Genomic DNA, 23,707 nt, shown 5'->3' with positions numbered 1-23,707 from the left:
CCATGAGCACGAACAGCGGTGGTTTCAGCGGTTTTCTGCGTCGTGTCTTTCCTGTCGTCTCCACGCTCGCGCTGGCGGGCGCCGTCACCTTGACGCTCGCGAGGCCCGCGGAGGGTACGCGCTCGAATGGCCTCCCGGAGCTCAAGGCGCTGCAGGAGATCGAGCAGCTCGAGTACTGCTACGCGGCCGGGACCGACGCGATCGGCGGCGGCGATCTGGCGAAGGGCAAGGAGATCTTCTCGAGGTGCTTCACGCCGAACGCCCCCGTCCTGATCTGGGAAGCCGGCGCCGCTCCGGGTGATCCGCCGGTCGTGTCGGTGCCCAGCGCCGAGGCCTGGGCCGACTTCATGGGCGTCCTGTTCGCGGAGTCCGGCTACGTCGACACGCAGCACCTGATCAGCAACATCCGTATCGACATCCTCCCCGGCGGCAACCGCGCGAAGATCACCTCGTACCTGATCGCGACGCACATCGTTGACCCCCTCGGCAGCGTCCAGGTGGCGCACGGCACGTACGAGAACGAGGCGGTGTGGACGCCCTCGGGCTGGAAGCTCAGCAAGCGTACGTTCCGCACCAAGGCGTTCATGCCCCTCGAGGCGCCGGCCCCCTGAGCGGCGCCGCGAGCGCCCGCTCGGGCGCGAGGGCGCGCCGCGGCCGCTTCACGCGGGCGCCCACCGCTCCGCGGACCCGATGGATCCGCAGGATCGCTGACAGCATCCACCTCGCGGCGTCCGCCGCAACGCCTACGACATGCCCGCACACCCCCGCCGCCGCGAGCGGCCGCGCCAGCGCGTGACCCGGCGCGGGGGCCGAAGCCGCCTGGCAAAATAATCTGAAGGGTCGCTCCCCGTGGCGACATCCAGCTCATGTGTCGCCCGGATCCGGGCCGTACCGTGGGCCGCGTCACCCTGCGACTGCCCACCGCCCGACGGAGCGTCCTTTCTTCGTAGAACTGGAATCCGGGCCGCTGCGGCCGACAGCGCGAGCACCATCGATGGCTCGAGCGCGTTCAGCGTCTCCGCCATTTCAAGGTCAGCAATCTCATCGGACGAGGGCCTGCAGATGTACAAGAAACATGGCATGAGGAAGCGTGGGTATCACGGCATGGCGACGGCATCGCTCGTCAGCGTGGCCACGTTGAGCCTCTTCGCGTGCTCCGATCTCCCTGGCCAGCCGGCCCCCGACGGCTCCGATCCGCCCGTCACGACCGGGGATCCGCCCATCACGACGGAGAAGCCGCCGCTGACGGCGGACCCGACGCCCCCGGCGGCGGGGCCCCCGGCGACGGCGGAGCTGGTCGACGGCGACGACCCGGCGAACGCCTATCTCCGCGCCGTCGGCTCGCTGAACTCGAAGTGCACGGGCAACTTCATCAGGACCAGCGACGACCCTGACGCGCCCGCCTACGCGCTCACCGCGGGCCATTGCGCCAGGTACCCCTTCGAGACGTCGATGTACTTCGACGTCGGCGTGGACGTGCCGCCCGACGGCGATATCGGCTTCAGGTTCAACTATTTCGAGGGTGTCCCCACCGAGGAGTACGCCCGCGCCAGCGCCGTCCGGATCGCGTATGTCACGATGAAGGGAGCAGACCTGGCGCTGATCGAGCTCGACCACACCATCGGTGAGCTCCAGGCGCTCGGCGTCGAGCCGCTCCCGCTGGCCGACGCGCCCCCGGCGGCGGGAGACCCCATCGAGATCGCCGGGATACCGCTGGAGCACGACGGAGGCGATTACCTGGACACGTACGTGCGCCGCGCCCGCTGCGCGGAGGGCGACAGGAGGCCCGACGTGGTCGAGCACGCGTGGCTCTGGTACGACATGCACGTGAACGACTGCCACGGGCTGGGCCCCGGCGCCTCGGGAGGCGTGGCGCTCGACCAGCACGGCAGGGTCTTCGGCGTCTACAACAGCCATTTCAAGACGGTCAGGCCGCTCGACACCTGCTACCTGGACTATCCTTGCGAGGTCGGCGGCGGCGAGCCCGAGCGCGGCGTCGAGGGCACCAGCTATGTCGTGGACGCCACGACGATCGCCGCGTGCTTCGATTCCGAGGGCCGCTTCGATCTGACGAACGCCGGCTGCACGCTGGACCCCGGGGGTCATGCGTCGTTGAGCAGGACGCCGTCGCGCATCGCTCCGCTGACGCATGACGAGAGACCCGAGCTGGGCTCCTGGGATGTCCACCTCGCCCCGACGTCCGATACCCATTACCGGTACAAGGTCGGCCCGGTGGAGAGCGTCGACTGCCGCTCCGCCGACGGCTACTCCGACCCGATCGCGATCGAGGACCAGCCGCTCGCGACGCTCCCGCTGCCCTCGCTCGAGGGCCTGTACGCCCTGTGCGTCCTGACCGGCTCGGGCGACGTCGGCGGCGCGGCGTGGCAGCCGGCGGATCACCCGACGGTGATCCTCAAGAAGGTCCGCAAGGTCGTCGGTGCCGAATCGGGCCCCGATGCGGGGGACGTCACGACGGAGCAGGCGTTCGACCTCGCGGTCCAGGCGGCCGATGCATATCGAGGCCACGCGGAGGATCACCAGGCGCGGTTCTCGGTGGAGGTTGGATCCGAGTACCTCACCAGGCTGGACATCGCGGCCGATCGCATCTGGCATGTCCATCTGGGCGTGGACCTCCGCAGGCCGGGCGTGACGCCGCCCGACGTCGCCTCGCTCATCATGTGCCATGAGGTCGGCCATGCCCTCGGGGGCTTTCCCTTCAAGCAATCCACCGTGCAGCAAACGCAGGTCGAAGGTCTGGCGGCGGGGCAGTACGGGACGGTGAGCAGCGCGGAGAGCCAGGCAGACTACTTCGCGACCAAGGAATGTCTCCCGAGGCTCTGGTCCACCGAGCCCGCGGTGAACGCCCTGTTCCGCGAGACGGTGACCGAGCACGCGAAGGCGGCTTGCGACGCGGCCTGGGACGGCGTCGAGGAGCAGGACATGTGCTATCGACTCGCCGCGGCCGCCGAGGCCTTCGGTCGCTGGCGGGGGGTGGACCCTGCTCCCCGGCTGAGCACGCCCGACACCACCGAGGTGATGGTGACGAAGGAAGAGTACCCGTCCGTGCAGTGCCGGGTGGACACCCTGTTCCAGGGAGCGCTCTGCCCGACGAAGTTCCGCGGCACCGCCATCCCCGGCCTCATCCCGCCGTACGAGCAGGTGCTCACGTTCAGCCCCGAGGTGGAGGCGGCCGCGGCGCCCGACGCGTGTACGGAGGGTCCGGGCTCGCGCCCCCGCTGCTGGTTCGCGCCGAACGCCACGGCGGTCGACTGCTCGGGCATCCCCGAGCTCGGCATGTGCGATGTGATCGACGGCCAGTCCGTCCTGGTGCAGTGCGACCCGGAGAACGGCGTTCAACAGTTCGTCTGCCCCCCGACCGCCCCCTGCGGCGTGGAGGAAGACGGCTTCGCCGGCTGCGGTCTCTAGCTGGGAATCACCAGGTTCCGCGCCTCCGTGCGCAGCACGACAGCCTGCCCGAGGCTCTGGATGGCCTCGGCCGGCACGTCGAGGAACCCCGCGTGGAAGAGGCCGTGCTGCACCCCGAGCACGTCGGCCGCCTCGTCCCGGAGCTTGACGCGCACCCCCGCCAGCTTGAACGAGTCGCTGTCGAGGTAGAGCTGCTCCACCTCGCCGATCACGCTCCCCTCGGCGTCGACCACCGAGTGCCCCCGCACATCCTGCTCGTACGTCAATCGCATGGCGCTTGCTCCGCGCATGGCGAAAGCACGACGCAGGCCACCCGGCCGCCGCGGCGCCGTATCCCCCGCGCGCACCGCCGCGAGCGCGCCGCGATCAGCCCGGTTCCTGGTAAGGCCGCGAGTCGAGCGGCAGCTCCAGGGTGAAGGTGGTCCCGCGCTCCGCGCTGCTCTCCAGCGTCACCCTTCCTCCGTGCGCCTCGGCGCACCCGTGCACGAACGTCAGGCCGAGCCCCTGCCGGTCTCCCGCGCTCCGGGCGCGCGGCGCGAGCAGGCGCGCCTGCTCCTCGGCCGGGATCGGCGACCCCTGGTTGTGCACCGCCACGGCGGCCCCGTCCGAGGTCCTCTCGACAGCGACGACGACCGGCGCGCCGGTCTCTCCGTACCTGAGCGCGTTGCTCGCCAGGCTCCCGATCGCGCGGCGCAGCTCCTCCGCGCCCCATATCCCCTCGACGCGCGCCTCCCCCCGGAGGTCGATGCGCTGCTCGTGGAAGAACGCGAGCTCGTCGGTCACCTCGCGGGCGATCGCCACGAGATCGCACGCGCCGAGCAGCAGCGGGAGCCGCTCGCCCGCGTGGAGCCGCTGCACGTCGGTCAGCGTGCGGATCATCTCGTTCATGCGGCCCAGGCAGCGGACGATCCGGCCGGCGAGCGCCTGCGGGTCGCCCGCTGCCCGGCTCATCATGACGATCTCGGCGGAGTACATCGCTGCGGCCATCGAGCTCCGCAGGTCATGGGTGATGAGCGACAGGCACTGTTCGCGGACCAGCTCGAGCTCGCGCACCCGCTCGCCGGCCTCGCTGAGCTCCCGGGCGGCCTGCGCCTCGCGAGCGCGCGCCGCGACCTGCTCCGTCGTGTCGAGGATCTGCACGATGAGGCCCCGCTGGCAGGCCCGCTCGTCGAGGAGCGGCGCCACGATCGCGGTGCCGTGGAAGGCTTTCCCCTCCCGGCACGCGAGCGCGACGTCCGCCGCCACGTCGGTGACGCCGTCCCGATAGACGCGCTCGAGCAGCGCCTCCAGCGCCTCCGCGCGCCGGAAGAGGTCGGGCACGCGGGCCCCCACGAGCGCGCCCGGCGGGCGCCCGACCAGCGCGCAGAACGCGGGGTTCGCGTGACGAATCGTGTGCTCTTCCGTGACGGTCAGGAGGGTCGGAAGCGGCGACCGCTCGACCGAAGGCCGGTGCAGCCGGACGGGGTCGTCATGATTGTCAGGTGCCTGCGCACCCTCGCTACGGCGCGACGGGTACATCATCCAGGTCCTTCCTTGATGGGTCGTCGCAGCGGGCGCACGACGTGCCGTATAGCACGGCGCCCCCCTCGACCGGGGTGCCTGGCGGCCTGTTCATGTCCGAGGATGGCAATCCGCCATCCTCTCTTCCGTAGAGCTCGCCAGAGCGCGAGCCCTGGCCGGCGATGCGTCCAGTGCGCCTGTCGCTAGCTGCGCAGGGCGGCGGTCGCCTGGGGTCGCAGCGCCGGGCGCGGCCGCCTGGCGACCTCGGCCTTGCGCGGCACGGACGGCGTGGCGTCGGCCCTCCAGGGCTGGAATCGCGCGTCCTTCCACATCACGAGGCCGCCGAGCAGGGGCGCCTCGGCGGCCGCTCCATCCTCGGAGCGCAGCCAGACGAGCGGGCGCGCCTCGAAGACAGGCTTCGTGCACGCGATGTCCTCGAACGCCGCGGACCAGGAGCCGGTGTTGCCGAAGAACACCCCGTCTTCCCAGCTCCCTTCCGGGTTGTGGGTGTGCCCGAAGATCACCGCCTTCGCGCCGTGCGCCCTGGCCACGAGCCGCGCCGCGCGGTTCACGCCCTGCCAGACCGCGTCGAGCGTGGGCTTCGGGACCGCGCACTCGTACGCCACGAGGAGCGTCGGGGCGAGCAGCGCCGCGGCCGTGAGCCCCTCGGGCATCCAGCACAGGCACGCCAGCGCGGCGAGGATCCCCACCAGGACGAGCCCGAGGCGGTCGAGCCAGAGCTCGCGCGCCACCCGGCCGAGGCAGTCCTCGGCGGGCCGCGCGAACAGCCGCGCGTGCTTCGCCACCGCGGGCAGCGGCGCCCCCGTCTCGCGGGCCGCCGCGCGGAGGCCCGCGCGCCGGAGCGCGCGGCGGCACGGGTCGCGCCGGCGCACGAGCTCGATCATCGTGCGGAGCGCGCCCACGGCGAACGCGAGCACGAGGGAGCGGCCCGAGAACAGGTAGTACCGCGCCCAGTGCGCGAGGTAGCCGAAGCCGGAGAGCATGAACGACGCGTCGACGTGCGGGTTGAAGTACCCCATGCGCGACACGAGCAGCCGGCTCACCAGCGAGCCCATGGTCGGCTGGATCTCGCCCGGCTTCCGCCCGAACGGCGCCATCGGGTAGCGATAGCTACAGTACGAGTCGTACTGATTGCCGTGCTCGACGACGACCCCGTCCTTCGTGCGGTGGAACCAGGCGCGGAAGACCACCCGCGCCTCGAGCGCCGCGCGGCGCGCTTCGCCGGGGCGATCGGGAGCGTCGCTGCCCCGGGCGGAGAGCGCGTCGAGCGCCGCGTCGACGATGCGCCGCTTCACCGCGTCGCGCACCTCGGGCAGCGTGAGCTGGATGTCGTGGTTGCCTGCCACGAAGACAACGGTGTGCCCGTCCGCGACGACGCGGCCGACCGCGGCGACGAAGATCGGGTGATCGCGGAGGATGGCCTCCATCGCCGGCACGGCGTGCTCGGCGGTGCGCGGCAGGTCGTGGACCACGCTCTCGTTGTCGATCACCCGCGGCGCATCCAGGTCGAAGATGTCGCCGTTCAGGACGAGCGTGAGCTCGTCGCGCTCCGTGTTGAGCCCCCCGGAGCCGCCCGTCCCGTTCCGCACTTCGCCCCGGAGCGCGTCGAGCATCGCCGCGATCTCCCCGTCGGGGGAGTACGGCGCCTGTCGATAGCGCATCCAGAGGCCGGCGGTCGGCTCGAGCTCACATAGATGGATGTCTGAAATAGCCACCGTGTGATGCATCGGCGGGGAAACTGACATGTCCTCGATTCCACGCCAGCCACGGGACCGTCAAGACTTGGTGTCACGCACCGTGGTGCCCGCCCTGAAGCGGTGCGCCCCGAGCGTGTTTCGAGGCGCGATCACGCCTCGCACACGCGTTCGCCACCGTGCATTCCTGTGAATGTCGCGAGTTCGCCACGAGCGCTCTCGGGGTGCTCGAGCAGAAGACGCATCGAGCTCTCCCTTCAGGGATTCTCACGAATCGAGCCACCGAGTCCGCGAGCCCCATCTGTTGGGGGTGCATCGAGCCAGCGCACGCTCTGTTGGGGTCACTCGCCCGCGGGCGCGCCTGCGGCGGATGCGTCCGGCGCAGGCGCGTGGGGCGCGGGGGGCGTGCAGGACGTCCAGCGAGCGTCCTCATCCGCATGGGGACGCCGCGAGGGAGCGCTGCGCTGCCGGGGCGCGGGCCCGCGCCGGGGGGGGGGACGGACCGCGCTCGCTGCGCCGGCCTCTGGTACGGTGCACACTGAGGACAGGCGAACGCAGTCCCTCGTGTCTGGACGGACTGCTGAGCCCGTGTGGTGTTCCGCGAGGGAGAAGTGATCATGTCGACCCATTTCATCGGCGGCGGCTGGGTGGCTGGCGCGGGGGAGCCGTTCGCGAGCCGGAACCCGGTGACGCAGGCGATCGTCTTCGAGGGGCGCGCCGCGGCGGAGGAGCAGGTGGACGCGGCCGTGAAGGCGGCGCGCGGCGCGTTCAGGGCGTGGCGCGATGGCGGCATCGAGGAGCGGGTGGCGCTGGTGAAGCGGTTCGCCGGGCTCCTCGGCGAGCACAAGGCGCGGCTCGCCGACGTGATCGGGCTCGAGACAGGAAAGCCGCGCTGGGAGGCGCTCACCGAGGTCCAGACGATGATCGGCAAGGTCGACGTATCGCTCATGGCCTACAAGGAGCGGACGAGCGAGCGGCAGGCCGAGGCGGGCGACGCGACGGCGGTGGTGCGGCACCGTCCGCACGGGGTGGTCGCGGTGTTCGGGCCTTACAACTTCCCGGGCCACCTGCCGAACGGCCATATCGTTCCGGCCCTGATCGCGGGCAACTGCGTTGTCTACAAGCCCTCGGAGCTCACGCCGAAGGTCGCCGAGGAGACCGTGCGGCTCTGGCAGGAGGCGGGCGTCCCGGCGGGGGTGCTCAACCTGGTCCAGGGCGGGAAGAGCACCGGCGTCGCCCTGGCCGGTCACCCGGACATCGACGGCCTCTTCTTCACGGGGAGCTCCGCGACGGGCAAAGCGCTGCACCGGCAGCTCGCGGCCCATCCGGACAAGATCCTCGCCCTGGAGATGGGCGGGAACAACCCGCTGATCGTCCAGGACGTGGCGAACACGGAGGCGGCGATTCACCACATCCTCCAGTCGTCCTTCATCTCGGCGGGGCAGCGGTGCACGTGCGCCCGGCGTCTGCTCTTGCCATCGACGCCGGAGGGCGACGCGCTGCTGGAGCGCCTGTCCGAGGCGGCGGGACGGCTCAAGGTGGGGAGGTACGACGACGCGGAGCAGCCGTTCATGGGCGCGGTGATCTCGCTCGCCGCCGCGGATCAGCTGTTGCGGACGCAGGCGCGGCTGATCTCGCTGGGCGGCAAGGTGGTCCTGGAGATGCGCCGGATCGAGGAGGGAACGGCGCTGCTCTCGCCGGGGATCATCGATGTGACGGCGATCGAGGATCTCCCGGACGAGGAGGTCTTCGGGCCGCTCCTCCAGGTGCAGCGCTATGCGAGCTTCGATGAGGCGCTGTCGCTGGCCAACCGCACGCGCTACGGGCTCGCGGCCGGGTTGTTCTCGGATCGCAAGGACCTCTACGAGCAGTTCTGGCGGGAGTCGCGGGCGGGGATCGTCAACTGGAACAAGCCGCTGACGGGGGCGTCGAGCGCGGCGCCTTTCGGCGGCATCGGCAGCAGCGGGAATCACCGGCCGAGCGCGTACTACGCGGCGGACTACTGCGCTTATCCGGTGGCGGGGCTGGAGGCGGGAAGCGTGGGGCTCCCGGGGCAGCTGGCGCCGGGGATGAGGCTCACGACGGGATAGCCCCCTGCACCGCTCGCCCGCCGTCGGGGCGCCCCGACCCGTAGCTCGGCTCCGCGGGCTTTGCGCCCCACTCCGAGCGCGGCTCCCACCGCCAGGCCAGGACCACGATGAGCGTTGTGCACGCGATCTCGATCGTCGCAAAGAAGCGATAGTATCCGGTGGTAGGACCGAGCAAGAGCGTCCCTGCGACGACCGTGGTCTTGATGACGCCGGCGACGATGTTGGCCCACCGGTTCGCCCGATGCGGCAAGACGCGCGACAAGAGCGTCATCGCGATCGGGATTTCCATGAGCACGGCGGCGCCGAACAGGAACTCGCCGGTGATCCGGAGCGAGTTGACCTCGCCGCGCAGGAACTGCGTCAGGAGCGTGGAGTCCATCAGCCCCACGACGTCGGCATAGAGGTAGTTGAACATCGCGAAGACCCACAGCGCCGAGAGGAGGCGTTTCATGTCCCGGGGCGGCGGGTGGATCGCGGCGGACGGCGTCGAGAGCGTGCGTTCCGTGTGCGGCATGCGGCCAACGTAGCGGGTCGTCCGCGTTCAGCCGATGATTGAATTGGCAGATTCGCTGTGCAACGATGCACAGGTGGACTGGGACGACCTGCGGCACGTGCTCGCCCTCTCGCGGCACCGGACGCTGAGCCGAGCTGGCGTCGAGCTCCGGACGACCCACACGACGGTGGCGCGCCGCATCCGAGCGCTCGAGGAGCGCCTGGGGGTCCGGCTCTTCGCGCAGACGCCCGACGGCTACGAGGCCACGGCGGCGGGCCAGGACGTGGTGGAGGTCGCCGAGCGGACCGAGGCCGAGCTGCTCGCGCTCGAGGCGCGCGTGCTCGGCCGGGATGCGCAGCTCCAGGGGAAGCTCCGCGTGTCCACGATGGACATGCTCTTTCGCGTGTACCAGCCGGCATTCTCGTCGTTCAACGAGCGCTATCCGGGCATCGAGCTGACGGTCGCCGTCGGCGACAGTGAGGTCAGCCTGCGGCGTCGCGAGGCGGACATCGTGCTGCGCATGACGAGCTCGCCCTCCGAGCACCTCGTCGGACGCAAGGTCGGCCGCATCCAGTTCGCTGTGTACGCGAGCAAGGCCCTCGTCGAGCGCGCGGGACCGGAGGCGAGCTACTCCGATTTCCCCTGGATCCACTGGGACGAGCGGCTCGACCCGCGCTGGCTCGACGCATGGCTGGCGGCGAACGTTCCGGACGCGCGCATCGCGATGCGGGTGGATTTCAGCTCGCTGGCGATCCAGGAGGCGGTCGCCGCGGGCATGGGCGCGCACTTCCTCGCCTGCATCGCGGCGGAGGGCGACCCGCGGCTCGCGCGCATCGGCCCGATCGATCCCGCGTACGACCGCGATCTCTGGCTCCTCACGCTCCCCGAAGTGAAGAACGTGAACCGCATCCGCGCGTTCATGGATCACATGACCGAGGCCCTATCGGTCTGACGCCGCGCTCGCACGCGAGCCGCGCGAGAGCTCACGCGCACCGTGTCCTCCAGGCAATGTGGGTACCCGCGGTGCGGTTACGGAGAGGCCTTCTCCTTCCCCAGCTCCACCGGAATCGCCGTGAGCCCCCGCACCCCCGGGTTCATCCGCCAGGTCAGCCCCCCGGACGCGAGCTCCGCGTTCGGGAACCGCCGCAGGAACGTGGCGATCGCCGCCTGCGCCTCCACCCGGGCCAGCGCCGCGCCCGCGCAGTAATGGACGCCCAGCCCGAAGGAGATGTGGCGGATGTCCGTGCGGTGGAAATCGAGCCGATCCGGCTCGGGGAACTGCGCCGGATCGCGGTTCGCCGCCCCGAGCACCAGGAAGGCGCGATCGCCCTTCGGGATCGTCACGCCGTCGAGCTCGATGTCCTCCAGCGCCATCCGGCTCATCCACTGAACCGGGGAGTCGTACCGGAGCAGCTCCTCCACCGCCGGCCCGATCAGCATCGGCGACCCGCGGAGCTCGTCGCGCGCGGACCGATGGAGCAGCAGCGCGAGCAGGCCATTGCCGATCAGGTTCTTCGTCGTCTCGTGGCCGCCGAAGAGCAGCATGCAGCACGTCGACAGCAGCTCCTGCTCGCCGAGGATCATCCCCTGCTCCTCCGCGAGGATGAGCTGGCTGAGCAGGTCGCTCCCGGGGCTCTGCCGCCGGGACGCGATCACGCCGCGGAAATAGTCCTCCAGCTCGGCCACGGCGGTCAGCGCGCCGCCCGCGATCTCGAGCGTCGGCCGGCCCGCGCCGAGGAACCCGCCGAGCGCGTTGGACCAGCCCTTCAGCTTGTGGCGATCCTCGGCCGGCACGCCGAGCACCTCGCCGATCACGAGCAGCGGCAGGAGGTCGCCGAGGTCGCGCAGCACGTCCATCTGCCCCGCCGGCGCCACAGCGTCGAGCAGACCGTCGACCAGCGCCTCCACCCGGGGGCGCAGCCCCTCGACGAGCCGCGGCACGAACGCCTTGTTGATGAGCGAGCGAATGCGCGTGTGCTCCGGCGGATCGAGCAGCAAGGCCCACGACGCCAGGTTGCGGCGCAGCGGCTCGAGCCGCTGCCGCACCTCCTCGGGCAGCTTCGTCACGAAGGCGCTCGAGCGCTTCGCCGACAGGCGCGGGTCGCGGAAGCCCGCGGCCACGTGGTCGTACCGGGTGACGAGCCAGCCGTTATAGCCTGCGCTGAAGTACACCGGCGCTTCCTGGCGCAGCCTGGCGTACACGGGGTACGGGTTCGCGAGCGTCTCCGGCGATTGAAGGCGGAAGGGGTCGAGATCGGCGTCCGCCGCCGGAGTGGCCGCGGGCGTTGCGTCGGGCTTCGGTGCGTCGGGCGAGTTCATCGGGCCAGGGTACGACGGTCGCGACCGCTTGGGAACCGGCGCGGCCACCCCCGCGGTCGTCCGCACCGCGCACCGCGGGACGGGTCCCCGCCCCGCGGCCCGCGCGGGGCGGCTACGCCCAGAGCTTGATGCCGCCGAGCAGGCCGGCCACGTTGTCCACCACGACCACGTTCTCGGGCAGGCGCGAGGCGTCGAGCAGGCGCGCATTGCCGCCGCCGAGGTAGAGCTTGCGGTAATTGAAGATCGGCTCGATCTGCGCGATCATCTGGCGCACGCGCTTGTTCCAGCGCTTCGGGCCGATGCGCTTGCACTCGGCGTCGAACACGCGGTCCTCGTACTTGAGGTCCCGCTTGCCATAGGGGTGGTGGCCGAGCTCGAGGTTCGGCACGTAGTGGCCGTCGATGTACAGGGCGCAGCCGAGCCCGGTGCCGAAGGTGAGCACCATCTCGAGCCCCTTGCCCTCGATGACGGCGAGCCCCTGGATGCCCGCGTCGTTGGCGACGCGCGCCGGCCTCCCGAGGCGGCGCTCCACGGCCTCGGCGAGCGGGTATCCCTTCCAGCCCTCGTTGTCGAGGTGCGGCGCCGTCTTGGTCACGTTGTCCATCACGACGCCGGGGAAGCCGATCGAGACCCGATCGAACTCCCCCTGCGCGCGGGCGAGATCCGCGATGACGTCGAGGATGGGCTCCGGCGAGGCCGGCTGAGGCGTCGGCACGCGCACGGGATCCGTCATCGGAGTCCCCTGCTCGTTGAGGATGGTGGCCTTGATCCCTGTCCCGCCGATATCGATGCAAAGCGTGCGCATGGATTCCTCTGTCTCCTCCCGGAGAACTGCCTCCGGGGCTGCCGCGGGCGTCTGCGCACCCGCGATCGCGGCGGCCATCATCTTGAGCTCTGGCGGAGTGTCAACTGGCGCCGCACCGCGCCCCCCGGCGCGGCGCTCCGCCCCTCTGTTCCGGCCGCCGGCGCGCCCCCCCGAGCGCGCCCGAGGCGCCCTCGCCGCGCCCCGAGCCCCGGCCTCCCGCGCTCCCGGCGCGCCGCTCAGCAGCCGTCGCAGGCGACGTTCGGCGGCTGCGCGCCGTTCACGAGGTCGTCGAGCCACCTCACGAGCCGCGTCCCGCCCGACTCGACGGTGTAAAATTCCGGCCGCCAGAGGATGCAGTGCGCGGTGCCCGGCGCGAGGAACGAGCTGAAGTTCGACGTCGACTCCTCGATACGGGCGATGGACGCCTTCATGGCGTCCGACCAGGCCTGGTCGCCGCCGCCGCCCATCGCCTTGAAGAAGAAGATCTGGTCGTCGTCGAGGACGGTGTTGTACTGCGACAGGCGCATGTCGGGGTAGTGGCCGCCGATCACCTCGTAGAGCGAGGACAGCCGCTCGAGCTCGGCCGGGTCGAAGCCGGGTATCCATGTGGGATAAACGCCCTCGGGCTTCCAGGACGGGAGGCTGTCCCGGAAGAAGCTCTCGGTGATGATCCCGGCGCCGCTGTCGCCGAACTGGATCACCGAAGCGTCCTTGTAGTGCTCCCGCACGTGCGCGGACCACATGATCGAGCCGTACGCGCCCGCGCTGCAGCCGGTCACGAAGACCTTCTCGGGCGCGGGGACGTTCTCGTACACCCAGTCGAGCGCCGCGCGGACGTTGACGGCGCCCTTGTGCCGGATGGTGACGGCCTGGCTCCCCTCTCCATAGGTGGCCACGTTGTCGCCCCAGTGGATATCCCCGGTGCAGTACGGGATATAGACATGGTGCCAGTCCCTGAAGGGGTTGTCCGGGTTCTCATGATCGTAGATCCCGGTCGCGCCCTGCTGGCTCACGACGTTCACCTCGTCGGTCACCGTCTCCTGGAAGAGCGAGCCCGCGACGGAGCACGTGGTGGCGTTCCAGCACGCGCCGCCCCCGCGGAACTCGACGATGACGCGATTGACGGTGCCCGGGCGGACGAAGTACTTGAACGGATCGCCGCGCGAGCACGTGGTCTCGCCGCCCGGCTCGATGGTGTTCCATCCCGGCGCCAGGCTCAGGATTCCAGCCTTCGGCGCGCCGTTCGGGCTTTCGTCCTTGGCGGACGGTCCACCACAGCCGACGAGGACGAACAGGCACAGCGGTAGTTGAGCAGGAAGAAACGAGAGGGTCTTGATTCGCATGATTGTGGAGAATAGCACTCCGCGACTCCAGGGCTTCTCTGCCGGAGCTGTCCCTCGCGGAATGATGCCCTGCGCTACCGCGGCGGAGCGGGCTCTGCCCAGAGCTGGGCCGCGGCCGCGCTGACGGCGCGCCGGATCGACCCCTCGTCGAGGCGGGCCCTGTCCCGCGGCGCGAGCACGGCGCAGATGGCGAGCGCCGCGATGTAGAGGGCGCCGATGAGCCCGATCCAGCGCAGACCGGACGCGCCCAGCCGCGAGATGATCTCGATGGGCACGATCTGCGCGCGGATCTGGACCGGCCCGATCACGAGCACGGCGCGGTCCCCCTCCTGGAGCTCGATGTCGGCGGGGCCAGTCAGCAGGCGCCCGAGCCCGTCGGCGCCGTGGAGGCGCGCCCGTGTCCGGCGCGGCACGTGCAGTACATAGCGGGCGCCGGTCACCTCCGCGATGACCGGGGCTGCTCTGTCGAGCTCTGCGAACGGCACGCGCGCGATGGAGGAGGGCGTGTCGCCGATGTGGGCGCGCCCCTCGGCGAGCATGTGCCGGACGCCGATCACGTCCTTGCCTCGGACGGCGACGAGCTCCAGCGCGCGCCGCGCGGCGGCGCTCGTCGCGGGCGGCCGCGATCTCCGGTCGCTCGCAGGTTCGGCCCTGGTTGCCTCATTAGGCCCTTTCGCCATGTTCTACAGCCCCCTCATCGACCACTGCTGACAGGGTTCGACTCAGCATGTCACCCGGAGACCTGCCCTCGGCGGCGCCGCCCTGCGCGCCCGCGCATCACTCCCCTTCCCCAGCTACCGTCAGGTTCCCTGGCACGGAGCGTTCCGCGGCCAAGCGCGCAAAGACGTGGCGCCCCGGCGGTCTCGTCCAGCACGCGGGTCGAGCCGAGGCGCCGCGTGCCCGGCGGGGCGGAGGCTTGACGAGGGCGTCCCGACGGCCGGAAGGTGGACCGACCGGAGCTCGCGCTCGACCTTGACGTCCGGCGCGAGCGCGACGCGAGGGGTGGTGGCGTGGAGGGGCGCGCGCTGCGCGGGGGCGCAGCGGCGCGCTGGACTGCCTAGCTGCTCACGGCGTCACGTAGCAGACATCGAGGCGCGGCCGCTCGGCGGCGCTGGACTCCTCGCTCGACCGGAGGGTCCGCTTGCCCGGGCCCACCTCGCGCAGGAGCACGCCGTGGTTGTCGAGCGCGCCCGAGATCCAGTCCTGGACGAGGGCCGTCACGTCGCAGGACACGGTGGCCGTCCGGTTGGCCGGCACCGCGAGCGAGGCCTCGACGGCCGCGTCGAAGGCGCCGTTCAGCGTGTTGTACGTGACCGTGGCCTCGGACCACGGCGCCGTGATCGCGTGGACCTCCAGCGTCGCCGCCGTGGCGGCGTACTGCGCCCTCACCGAGAACGTCGCGCTTTCGATGGTCGCGTCCGCCGGGATCGCGCCGAGGTCGAAGGCGACGAGGCCCATCTTCACGCCACCGCCCGAGGTGCCGGTGAAGATGCCTGGGTACGAGCCCGAGCTCGTGTTCGGCTCCGAGGACGAGATGAAGGAGTCGGCGGCGCCGCCCACTCCGCCGCGGTGGATCGCGACGCAGATCGGATCGCAGGCGTTCCCGTCGCCGTCGCCGTCGTCGTCGCCCTGCCCCGGGTTCGCGTCGCCAGGGCAGTTGTCGCACAGGTCGCCGACTCCATCGGCGTCCGCGTCCGCCTGATCGGCGTTCGCCGCGGCGAGGCAGTTGTCGCACGCGTCGCCGGCGCCGTCCGCGTCCGCGTCCGCCTGGTCGGTGTTCGCCGCGAGCGGGCAGTTGTCGCGGCTGTCGCTCACCGCGTCGCCGTCGGTGTCGACCCACGCGGGGATCTCGACCTCGAACGAGGCGCTCGCCGTGTTGCCCGCCGCGTCGGTCGCGCTGCAGGTGACGGTGGTGAGGCCGACCGGCAGGACGTCGCCCGGCGCCGGCGAGCAGCTCACGTCGAGGGGGCCGCTCACCGCGTCGATCGCGATGGCGGTGAAGGCGAGCTGGGCGCCCCACGGGCCCTCCGGCTGCACGGTCATGGAGACAGGGATGGAGAGCACCGGCGCCCGCGTGTCCTCGACGACGACGGCGAAGGTGCCGTAATCGAGGTTGCCGGTGGCGTCGAGCGCGTAGCAGTGGACGATGGTCACGCCGATCGGCAGGGTGGTGCCCTCGGGCGTCGTGCAGATCACGGGGACGGCGCCGTCGACATCATCGATGGCGGAGACCGTGAAGATGGCCGCCGCGCCGTTCGCGCCGGTCGCCTCGATCACGAGGTCTTCCGGCACGGAGAGCGTCGGCTCGGTCGTGTCGCCGACCGCGCCGGTGCCGCAATCGAGCCGCAGATCCAGGTCGAAGACCGGCGGCGGGATGAGCATGACGGCGCTCTCGACGTACGGCAGCTCGGCGTTGTCGGGCGCGTGGCAGCCGGGCTTCTCGGCGCGGACCTTGTAATAGCCGGTGAGGACATCCCACCCGAAGTGCCCCTCCGCGTCGGAGATGCTCGGGTTGGCGCGGTTCATCGGCGACATGATCGCGCTCCCGTCGGGCACGACGGTGAACGAGCCCGGCGCGCCGGTGTCGGAGCGGAGGAGCGTGACCGTGGCCCCCTCGACCGGCGCGCCGCCCACGGTGCGGATCCACCCGCTCGGGTCGATGTAGATCGGGAAGCTGAAGCTCGAGGCCGTCGGGCCGCACTGCGTGCGGATGAGGACGGTGGCCGCGCCGTGGTTGGGATAGAAGGGCGGGATCACCGCGCGGAACTGGCCCGCCTGGTCGAGCTGCATCGGGCCCGCGGCGAAGGTGAGGGCGCCGAACTTCACGTCGTAGCTCGCCGTCCCGCCGGCGCAGCCGGGCGCGGTCAGGGTGGTGGGATCGTGCCAGTAGACGACGGGGACGTCGCCGCCGCCCACGGAGGAGGGCTGGAGATCGACGCCCGCGGGCGGCGCGCTCGGGCTGCCGAGCCGGAGCGACAGATCCTCGTAGTCGATGACCTCCAGCGGCAGGTCGGTTTGAGCCTGGATCAGGTTCGACCCCGTCGGCGGGAACGCGGTGATCGTCAACCTGGTCCCGCTCGCCGTTTCCCCGTCGAGCGGGATGCGGTCCGCCAGGAAGAAGCCTGCGTCGTCGGTCGTCCCGTACCACGGGCAACGGCGCTGCTGCTGCTGCGGTGTGCTCTCGCAGATCTGCACGGGCGCGCCCGCCACCGTCACCTCTTGCCCCAGGTCGTTCAGCGCCGTGACCTTCACACGGATGCTCGCGCTCCCGGTGTCCAGGGCGCCGTTCCTGACCTGGTGCGTGTAGCGCCCGGCTTGCTCGATGCCTCCCACCGATCTCGAGACGAGCGGGTACGAGGCGTCCGAATCGACGAAGATGTCACCGACGTCATTGTCCGTGTCACGCTGCGCCGTGACCTTGTCGAGTTCGTAGGGCCTTGCGCCGGGGGGCGTGGTGCCGTCGGGGAGTATCCCGGGAGCATAGCCGATGCGCGCGGTCTCACCCCCGAGCCCTCCCATGCCGCCGCTCGCAGAGCCGGCGTTCCACTGGATCTGGTCGTAGTTGAAGATGATGTCGAAGTCCCCCTTGGCGCGATAGGACTTGTTTTCCACCGGAACGCAGCCCTGGTCGGCGGGGTCGCAGACCACGGGCGGAGTGCACTCCGGCGATGTGGGATTGCACCTCTGACAGGCCGGGTCGGCGGGGTCGCAGATCACGTCGGTGCACGGCGGCTCGCCGGCGTCGCACGTGTGAGCGTCCACGAGCAGGAGCTGGAAGAGATTCAGTCGGTCGGTGCTGGCCGAGAAGTAACCGACGCCCGCGGCGCTGCCCGAGCTCGGGTCGTAGCTCGCCCACACCGCGCAGAACGCCGGCCGGTCGTCGCCGGGGAGCTTCTCCACGACGCCCCAGTGCACGAGCCCCGACCCCGGGCCCCTCGTGTCGACGTCGGCGAAGAAGGGCGCGATGATGGCGCGATTCGTGCTCTCGAGCGGGAACGGCGTATAGGCGTTGAGCGGCCCGTCGAAGGTGATGTTGCCGTTGTTGTTGACGTAAACGCTGTTGTAACGGATATCGTAGAAATTGACTTCGAACGGAAGCCCTTGCACGCCGCTCGACCCGTCGTCGTTGGGTGGCAGCGTGTTCTCGAAGCAGCCCTCGTCATAGATCACCGCGTTCGGCCCGACGGCGAGCGCCTCGCTGGGTAGACACCAGCAAAGCACCAGAGCGCCGGCGGTCCCCCACCGACCAACATTGCGCATCATCCTGTCCTCGCTTCGCCTCACACACAAAGAGGCGCGATGATAATGCATGCTCCCGGGGGTCGATGGAATCCTTTTTTGTCTCCTGGACAACGTTCATTCGCAGCGCGCGGTTACGTACGCGGGAATCTCGCGGAGCTCGTTTGAAGGACAATGGAATTCGCTGTCATATGAACGAGCGAATCGTCGCTCTCCGCCTCGGCGTACTCCGCTCACGATGGAATCGCGCGGGAGGCGCCTGCACCTTGACGCCGTTTCGAGCGCCTGGCTCTCATGGCGGCATGTGGCGCGTGCCCATTTCGCCGTGCGAGACCGTGTCAGCCCGTACTGGCCTCCTCATGGGATCGATGCTCGCGGCGCTCGCCGCCGCGTGCTCGCCTCCGGAGCCGCCGGCGGTCGAGGTGCTCTCGGCGCGGTTCCCCGCCGTGGCAGCGCGCATCGTCGATCGAGGTGACGAGCTGGTGGCGCGGGGCGCCGTCTTCGCCCTGGCGGAGGATCGCGCCGCGGGGCGCCTGGCCGTCGAGGTGCCCCACGACGCGGCCGATCCGGTCCGCTTTCGGCTCCCCGGCGCCGACGGGTGCGCCGGCCCAGCGGCGGTGTGCCCCGACGCTCTGGACATCCGGGTGCGCGAGGCGGGCGCGCGGGGAAAGGTGACGCGCGCGGGCCGCGCGCTCGCGCTCCAGCGGCCTGGAGGGACCTCGTTCTGGACCGTTGAGCCCGGCGCAGCCGAGGAGTGGCTGCTGCTCGAGGCGGACGCTGTCCGGCGCGGCGCCCCCGTGGCCTCATGGCATGTCGAGGGGGCGACGCTGCGCCAGACGGGCGACGTGGTGCTCGCGGTGGACGGGGCCGGCGTCCCGCGGCTGCGCGTGACCGCGCCGGAGGCCTACGCCAGCGGGGGCGAGCGCCCCGTCGGCGTGCGCCTGTCGGTGGACGGCGCGACGCTCGCGCTGCACGTCGACGCGGACGGAGAGGCGGTGCTCGTCGACCCCCTCTGGGAGCAAGTCCCCGCCACGATGAGCGCAGGGCGCCGGGAGCACACCGCGACCCTGATCGCGGACGGCGCGAGGGCCGGCCAGGTCCTCATCGTGGGCGGGTACAACGGGGCTGCCGCGCTGAACACCGCGGAGCTGTATGACCCGCTGACGAACAGGTGGTCGCCAACGGCCACGATGGGCGCCACGGGACGGTACCAGCACACCGCGACGCTGCTGGGCGACGGGCGCCGGGTGCTCGTCGCGGGCGGGCGCGCCGGAGCGAGCGTCGTGGGGACGGCGCAGATCTACGATCCCGACGCCGATACATGGACGAGCGCCGGGGAGATGGGCAGTCGCGCGTCCCACACCGCGACGCGCCTCGACGACGGCGACGTGCTCGTCGCAGGCGGTATCGACGGGACCAACGTGATCGGCGACGCGCGGCGCTACGACGTCGAGAGGGGCGCCTGGTCGGCCGCGGGGACGATGAGCGCGCGCTACACGCACATCGCCGTCGGGCTGACCGATGGCACGGTGCTGGTCGCGGGCGGGTACTCCACCGACTACCTGGCCACCGCGGAGATCTACGACCCGGCCGCCAACGCGTGGTCGCGGACCGGCAGCCTGACCACGGCGCGGCGGTCGCACAGCGCGACGCTCCTGCCGGACGGCGACGTCCTGGTGGCCGGCGGCAACAACGGGGCGCACCTGACGAGCGCGGAGCGGTACGACGCCGTGACGCGGACATGGCTGCCCGCCGGCGACATGCCTGCTGCGCGCAGCAACCACGCCGCGGCGCTGCTCCTCTCGAACAGCGCGGTCCTGGTCACCGGCGGCTTCAACGGCAGCTATCTCGCCTCGACAGCGCGGTACGACGTCGCGCGCGGGGCGTGGTCGGCGGCCGAGGACATGCGGGCCGCCCGCGGCTACCACACGCTGGTGACGCTCGGCGACGGTCGGCTCCTGGCCGCGGGAGGGCGGAGCACCACGGCCGCCCTGGCGAGCGCCGAGCTCTATCTCCCCCAGTCCGCCGACGGCGCGTCCTGCCTCGCCGACGGCGAGTGTCTGAGCGGCCACTGCGTCGACGGGGTCTGCTGCAACAACGCATGTGGCAGGGGCGATCCCGGCGACTGTCAGGCCTGCAGCGCCGCGGCCGGCGCCGCGGTGAACGGCGTGTGCGGGCCGCGCGCCTCGGGTCAGGTGTGCCGCGCCTCGGCCGGGAGCTGCGACGCCGAGGAGCGCTGCAACGGCAGCGCCACCGCGTGCCCCGACGACGCCTTCGCGTCCGCAGCCACCGTGTGCAGGCGGGCGGCGGGCCCCTGCGACGCGGCCGAGACCTGCACCGGCAGCTCCACCGCGTGCCCCGCCGACGCCTTCGCGTCCGCCGCCACCGTGTGCAGGCGGGCGGCGGGCCCCTGCGACGCGACCGAGACCTGCACCGGCGCCGCCGCCGACTGCCCCGCGGACGCCTTCGCGCCGGCGACCCAGGTCTGCCGGCCGGCGGCGGGGCCCTGCGACGCGGCCGAGACCTGCACGGGCAGCAGCGGCACGTGCCCCGCCGACGCCTTCGCGTCCGCCGCCACCGTGTGCAGGCGGGCGGCGGGCCCCTGCGACGCGACCGAGACCTGCACCGGCGCCGCCGCCGATTGCCCTGCGGACGCCCTCGCGCCAGCGACCCAGGTCTGCCGGCCGGCGGCGGGCCCGTGCGACGCGGCCGAGCGCTGCACGGGCAGCAGCGGCACGTGCCCCGACGACGCCCTCGCGGCGCCGGAGACCGCGTGCGCGCCCGGCGCCTGCACCGACGACGCGACCTCCAGCGTTCCGCCGAGCGTCTGCACGGCGGAGGGCACCTGCGTCGCGCGCGCTGCCGTGGACTGCGGGCTCTACGTCTGCGCGGGCGGCGCGTGCCTGACCGGGTGCTCGAACCACGAGCAATGCGACGCCGGCGCCTACTGCGACGCCCCGGTCTGCCGGGCGAAGAAGCCGCTCGGCGCGCCGTGCGCGGCGGCCGTCGAGTGCGCCGAGGGCGCCTGCGTCGGCGGCGCCTGCTCGCTCGACCGCGACCGCGACGGCGTCGTCGACGCGGTCGACAACTGCGTCGATACGCCGAACACCACGCAGACCAACAGCGACGACGACCGCGAGGGCAACGCGTGCGACGACGACGACGACGACGACGGCAAGCTGGACGCGGACGACGCCTGCCCCACGGTCGCGGACGCGGGCAGCACGACGGACCAGGCCTGCGGCTGCGACAGGCCCAAGCAGGACGGCGACGCCTGTGACGACGGCGACCCCTGCACCCAGGTGGACACCTGCCGCGAGGGGCGCTGCGTCGGCGGCGACCCGTTCGTCTGCGAGCAGCCCGACCCGAGCACGTGCCGGTTCACGGCGTGCGACGGGCAGAACGGCGCATGCGTCGAGCGCAACAAGCTCGAGCAGTCGCCGTGCCCCGGCGGGATCTGCATCGCCGGCGGCTGCTTGATCGAGACCCCTGCGGGCGGCGAGGGCGGTGGCCCGGGAAGCGGCGGCGGCGGGGGGCTGGGCGGGGTCGAGCCAGGGGCGGGCGGAGCCGCTGGCGGCGCAGGCGGGGCCGGCGCCGAGCCTGGCGCCGGCCCGGACGGCGCGGCGACCGGCGGCGCTGGAGGCAGCTCAGCCGGCGCCGGGGAGGCCTCCGGCGAGGCCGGCAGAGGCCAGCTCCGGCTCCGCGGCGGCGGCTGCGCCAGCAGCCCCGGCGCGAGCGGCGGCGGCGCGGAGGGCGGCGGGTACGGCCCGCTGTGGCTCGCCGCGGGGCTGCTCCTCACGCGTCTTCGACGTCGCGCGCCGCGCATCCGCCGTGGCGCCGCGCCGCGGAGAGCCCCGCGCCTCGTGAGCCGGGCGACCTCCGCCCCACGGATCCCAGCCTGAGCGGCTGCCGGCCGTAAGGCGCGGCCCGGCGCCCTATTTCGTGGCGCCCCTCCCGCGCTGGTGTAGATCGCCGCCCGTGAGGAAGCGCCCCCTCGGCAAGACATCCCTCGAGGTCTCGGAGCTCGCCCTGGGCACCTGGGGCCTCTCCGGCGACGGCTACGGCCCGGTCTCCGAGGCCGAGGTCGATCGCGTCATCGACCGCGCGCTCGCGGTCGGCATCGACCTCTTCGACACGGCCGACGTCTACGGCCGCGGCGAGATGGAGCGCCGCCTCGGCAAGCGGCTGAAGGGCGCCGGCCCGACGTTCGTCGTCACCAAGATCGGCACCGATCTCGACGAGCTCCCCCCGAAGAAGCGCTTCGATCCGGCGCACCTCCGCACCGCGTTCGAGCGGTCGCAGGAGCGGCTCGACCGCGACGTGGTCGACGTCGTCCTGCTCCACAACCCCACCGTGGCCGCGATGCGCTCGAAGGAGCCCCTCGCCTTCCTGAGGGACCTCAAGCAGGCGGGGAAGATCCGCGCCTTCGGCGTGAGCGCCGGCTCCGCGGACGTCGCCCGCTCCGCGCTGCGCGACGAGGTCGACCTCATCGAGATCGCCTACAACGCCTTCCTCCCCGGCGACCTCCACGAGGTCGCGAGCGACGTCTCCGAGAGCGGCGCCGGCGTCCTCGCGCGCTCGGTGCTCGCGCACGGGCTCCTCGCCGGCCAGTGGAGCCCCGACCGCGAGTTCTACGCCGACGATCACCGCATGCACCGGTGGAACCGGGACGAGCTCAGGACCCGCATCCGCCAGCTCGACGCGCTCCGGCCGCTGGTCAGCGGCCCCGTCGTCTCGCTCCGCTCGGTCGCGCTGCGCTTCGTGCTGGCGAACAACATCGTCTCGTCCGCCGTGCTCGGCCCCCGCTCGGTCGCCCAGCTCGACCAGCTCGTGCGCGAGGCGGGAATGCCCCCCTACCTCCACTTCACGACGCTCGCGGAGCTCTCCGGGCGCCTCAAGCAGGCCGGGATCGAGGTGTCAGCAGGATGAACCAGAACGACAGGGAGCTCGACGAGATCGTCCGCATCGCGCGCGCCGCGGCGGCGGTGGTGATGGACGTGTACGCGACGCCGTTCACCGTCGAGATGAAGGGCCCGGGCGATCCGGTGACCCGGGCCGACCGCGAGGCGAACGCGCTCATCTGCGGCGCGCTCGAGGCCGCGTTCCCCGGCGAGGCGATCCTCGCCGAGGAGAGCGTCCCCGCCGCCGAGGAGCTCGCCGCGCGGTTCCAGCGGGAGCGGGTGTTCTTCGTCGACCCGCTCGACGGCACGCGCGAGTTCGCGGACAGGAACGGCGAGTTCGCCGTGATGATCGGCCTCTCCGTGCGCGGCCGCGCGTCGCTCGGCGTCGTGGTGATGCCCACGACCGGCGAGGCGCTGGCCGGCCGCGCCGGCGGCGACGACGGCGACGGGGCCTTCGCCTTCCTCGAGGCGAAGGACGGCAGCCGCCGCCCCCTCCGGGTCTCGTCAGTGAGCTCGCCGGCCGACGCGTCCCTCATCGTCTCGCGGTCGCACCGGCCGAAGGAGCTCGAGCCGCTCCTCGCGCGGCTCGGCGTCACGCGGGTCGTCCCGTGCGGCTCGGTCGGCGTGAAGATCGCGCGGATCGCGACCGCCGAGGTCGACCTCTACCTGCACGGCGGCGGCGGCGCCAAGCTCTGGGACAGCTGCGCGCCCGAGGCGGTGCTCCGCGGGGCCGGCGGCCGCTTCACCGACCTCTCCGGCGCGCCCATCGACTACACCGGCCCCGGGCTCAAGCTCGCCCGCGGCATCATCGCCTCGAACGGCGTCCTCCAGGACGCCGTCGTCGCCGCGGCGAGGTCGGAGCTCGGCTGAGGCGCG

Annotated in this window: 16 protein-coding genes; 7 read left to right on the top strand and 9 right to left on the bottom strand. The window is 72.0% G+C overall.

Translation table 11 applies throughout. From position 1 onward, the window contains the following. Window positions 1-2: 2 nt before the first annotated feature. Both WME96_RS04110 and WME96_RS04105 read left to right on the top strand, forming a co-directional pair. Complete coding sequence (locus WME96_RS04110; protein WP_437288869.1) at window positions 3-611, top strand: nuclear transport factor 2 family protein; 609 nt, start codon at window positions 3-5, stop codon at window positions 609-611. A 469-nt stretch (window positions 612-1,080) separates the two neighbouring features. Continuing rightward, window positions 1,081-3,426, top strand: coding sequence for a trypsin-like serine peptidase (locus WME96_RS04105; RefSeq protein WP_437288868.1), 2,346 nt, complete (start codon window positions 1,081-1,083; stop codon window positions 3,424-3,426). Here WME96_RS04105 and WME96_RS04100 read toward each other — a convergent pair. From WME96_RS04100 to WME96_RS04090, 3 genes are all read right to left on the bottom strand, one after another. Then, the gene (locus WME96_RS04100; RefSeq protein ID WP_433933479.1) at window positions 3,423-3,698 is read right to left on the bottom strand and encodes a PRC-barrel domain-containing protein; all 276 of its coding nucleotides are present in this window, start codon (window positions 3,696-3,698) and stop codon (window positions 3,423-3,425) included. The two genes, WME96_RS04105 and WME96_RS04100, sit on opposite strands and share 4 nt — an antisense overlap. Window positions 3,699-3,792: 94 nt before the next feature. Beyond that, window positions 3,793-4,947 carry a PAS domain-containing sensor histidine kinase gene (locus tag WME96_RS04095; protein WP_437288867.1) on the bottom strand — a complete coding sequence of 385 codons (1,155 nt, stop codon included), beginning with the start codon at window positions 4,945-4,947 and terminating at the stop codon, window positions 3,793-3,795. A 182-nt stretch (window positions 4,948-5,129) separates the two neighbouring features. Then, window positions 5,130-6,608 carry a hypothetical protein gene (locus WME96_RS04090; RefSeq protein ID WP_437288866.1) on the bottom strand — a complete coding sequence of 493 codons (1,479 nt, stop codon included), beginning with the start codon at window positions 6,606-6,608 and terminating at the stop codon, window positions 5,130-5,132. 650 nt (window positions 6,609-7,258) lie between these two features. Here WME96_RS04090 and astD point away from each other — a divergent pair. Continuing rightward, window positions 7,259-8,731, top strand: coding sequence for a succinylglutamate-semialdehyde dehydrogenase (gene astD / locus WME96_RS04085; protein WP_437288865.1), 1,473 nt, complete (start codon window positions 7,259-7,261; stop codon window positions 8,729-8,731). Here astD and WME96_RS04080 read toward each other — a convergent pair. After that, window positions 8,718-9,245, bottom strand: a complete 528-nt coding sequence (locus WME96_RS04080; protein WP_437288864.1) for a DUF6326 family protein — start codon at window positions 9,243-9,245, stop codon at window positions 8,718-8,720. The two genes, astD and WME96_RS04080, sit on opposite strands and share 14 nt — an antisense overlap. Window positions 9,246-9,288: 43 nt before the next feature. Here WME96_RS04080 and WME96_RS04075 point away from each other — a divergent pair, with 43 nt between their 5' ends. After that, window positions 9,289-10,176 (top strand): LysR family transcriptional regulator, encoded by an 888-nt coding sequence (locus tag WME96_RS04075; protein WP_437288863.1) that lies wholly within the window; start codon window positions 9,289-9,291, stop codon window positions 10,174-10,176. 77 nt (window positions 10,177-10,253) lie between these two features. Here the strand turns inward: WME96_RS04075 and WME96_RS04070 are convergent, their stop codons facing one another. The 5 genes from WME96_RS04070 to WME96_RS04050 all read right to left on the bottom strand — a co-directional run bounded on the left by WME96_RS04070 (window position 10,254) and on the right by WME96_RS04050 (window position 17,954). Then, window positions 10,254-11,543: a cytochrome P450 gene (locus WME96_RS04070; RefSeq protein WP_437288862.1), complete on the bottom strand. Its 1,290-nt coding sequence runs from the start codon at window positions 11,541-11,543 to the stop codon at window positions 10,254-10,256. Window positions 11,544-11,655: 112 nt separating this feature from the next. Beyond that, on the bottom strand, window positions 11,656-12,348 hold the full coding sequence (locus WME96_RS04065) for an ROK family protein (protein WP_061615177.1): 693 nt from the start codon (window positions 12,346-12,348) through the stop codon (window positions 11,656-11,658). 236 nt (window positions 12,349-12,584) lie between these two features. Next, entirely contained in the window at window positions 12,585-13,691 is a 1,107-nt protein-coding gene (locus tag WME96_RS04060) for a pectin acetylesterase-family hydrolase (protein WP_437288861.1), read from the bottom strand. A 74-nt stretch (window positions 13,692-13,765) separates the two neighbouring features. Beyond that, a complete protein-coding gene (locus WME96_RS04055) occupies window positions 13,766-14,371 on the bottom strand; it encodes a hypothetical protein (RefSeq protein ID WP_437288860.1) in 606 nt (201 codons plus the stop codon). Between the two features lie 385 nt (window positions 14,372-14,756). Continuing rightward, window positions 14,757-17,954 carry a DNRLRE domain-containing protein gene (locus WME96_RS04050; protein ID WP_437288859.1) on the bottom strand — a complete coding sequence of 1,066 codons (3,198 nt, stop codon included), beginning with the start codon at window positions 17,952-17,954 and terminating at the stop codon, window positions 14,757-14,759. A 335-nt stretch (window positions 17,955-18,289) separates the two neighbouring features. On the opposite strand from WME96_RS04050, the gene WME96_RS04045 reads away from it, so the two are divergent. From WME96_RS04045 to WME96_RS04035, 3 genes are all read left to right on the top strand, one after another. Continuing rightward, window positions 18,290-21,832 (top strand): kelch repeat-containing protein, encoded by a 3,543-nt coding sequence (locus WME96_RS04045; RefSeq protein ID WP_437288858.1) that lies wholly within the window; start codon window positions 18,290-18,292, stop codon window positions 21,830-21,832. Between the two features lie 76 nt (window positions 21,833-21,908). Next, window positions 21,909-22,859, top strand: coding sequence for an aldo/keto reductase (locus WME96_RS04040; RefSeq protein ID WP_437288857.1), 951 nt, complete (start codon window positions 21,909-21,911; stop codon window positions 22,857-22,859). Next, window positions 22,856-23,701 (top strand): 3'(2'),5'-bisphosphate nucleotidase CysQ family protein, encoded by an 846-nt coding sequence (locus WME96_RS04035; protein ID WP_437288856.1) that lies wholly within the window; start codon window positions 22,856-22,858, stop codon window positions 23,699-23,701. The genes WME96_RS04040 and WME96_RS04035 overlap by 4 nt, the downstream gene beginning before the upstream one ends. Window positions 23,702-23,707 lie beyond the last annotated feature (6 nt).

This window comes from Sorangium sp. So ce406, assembly GCF_051474675.1.
GTDB lineage: Bacteria > Myxococcota_A > Polyangia > Polyangiales > Polyangiaceae > Sorangium > Sorangium cellulosum_G.
The sequence above is the reverse complement of the archived record's forward strand: the minus strand, read 5'-3'. Positions and strand labels throughout refer to the sequence as shown.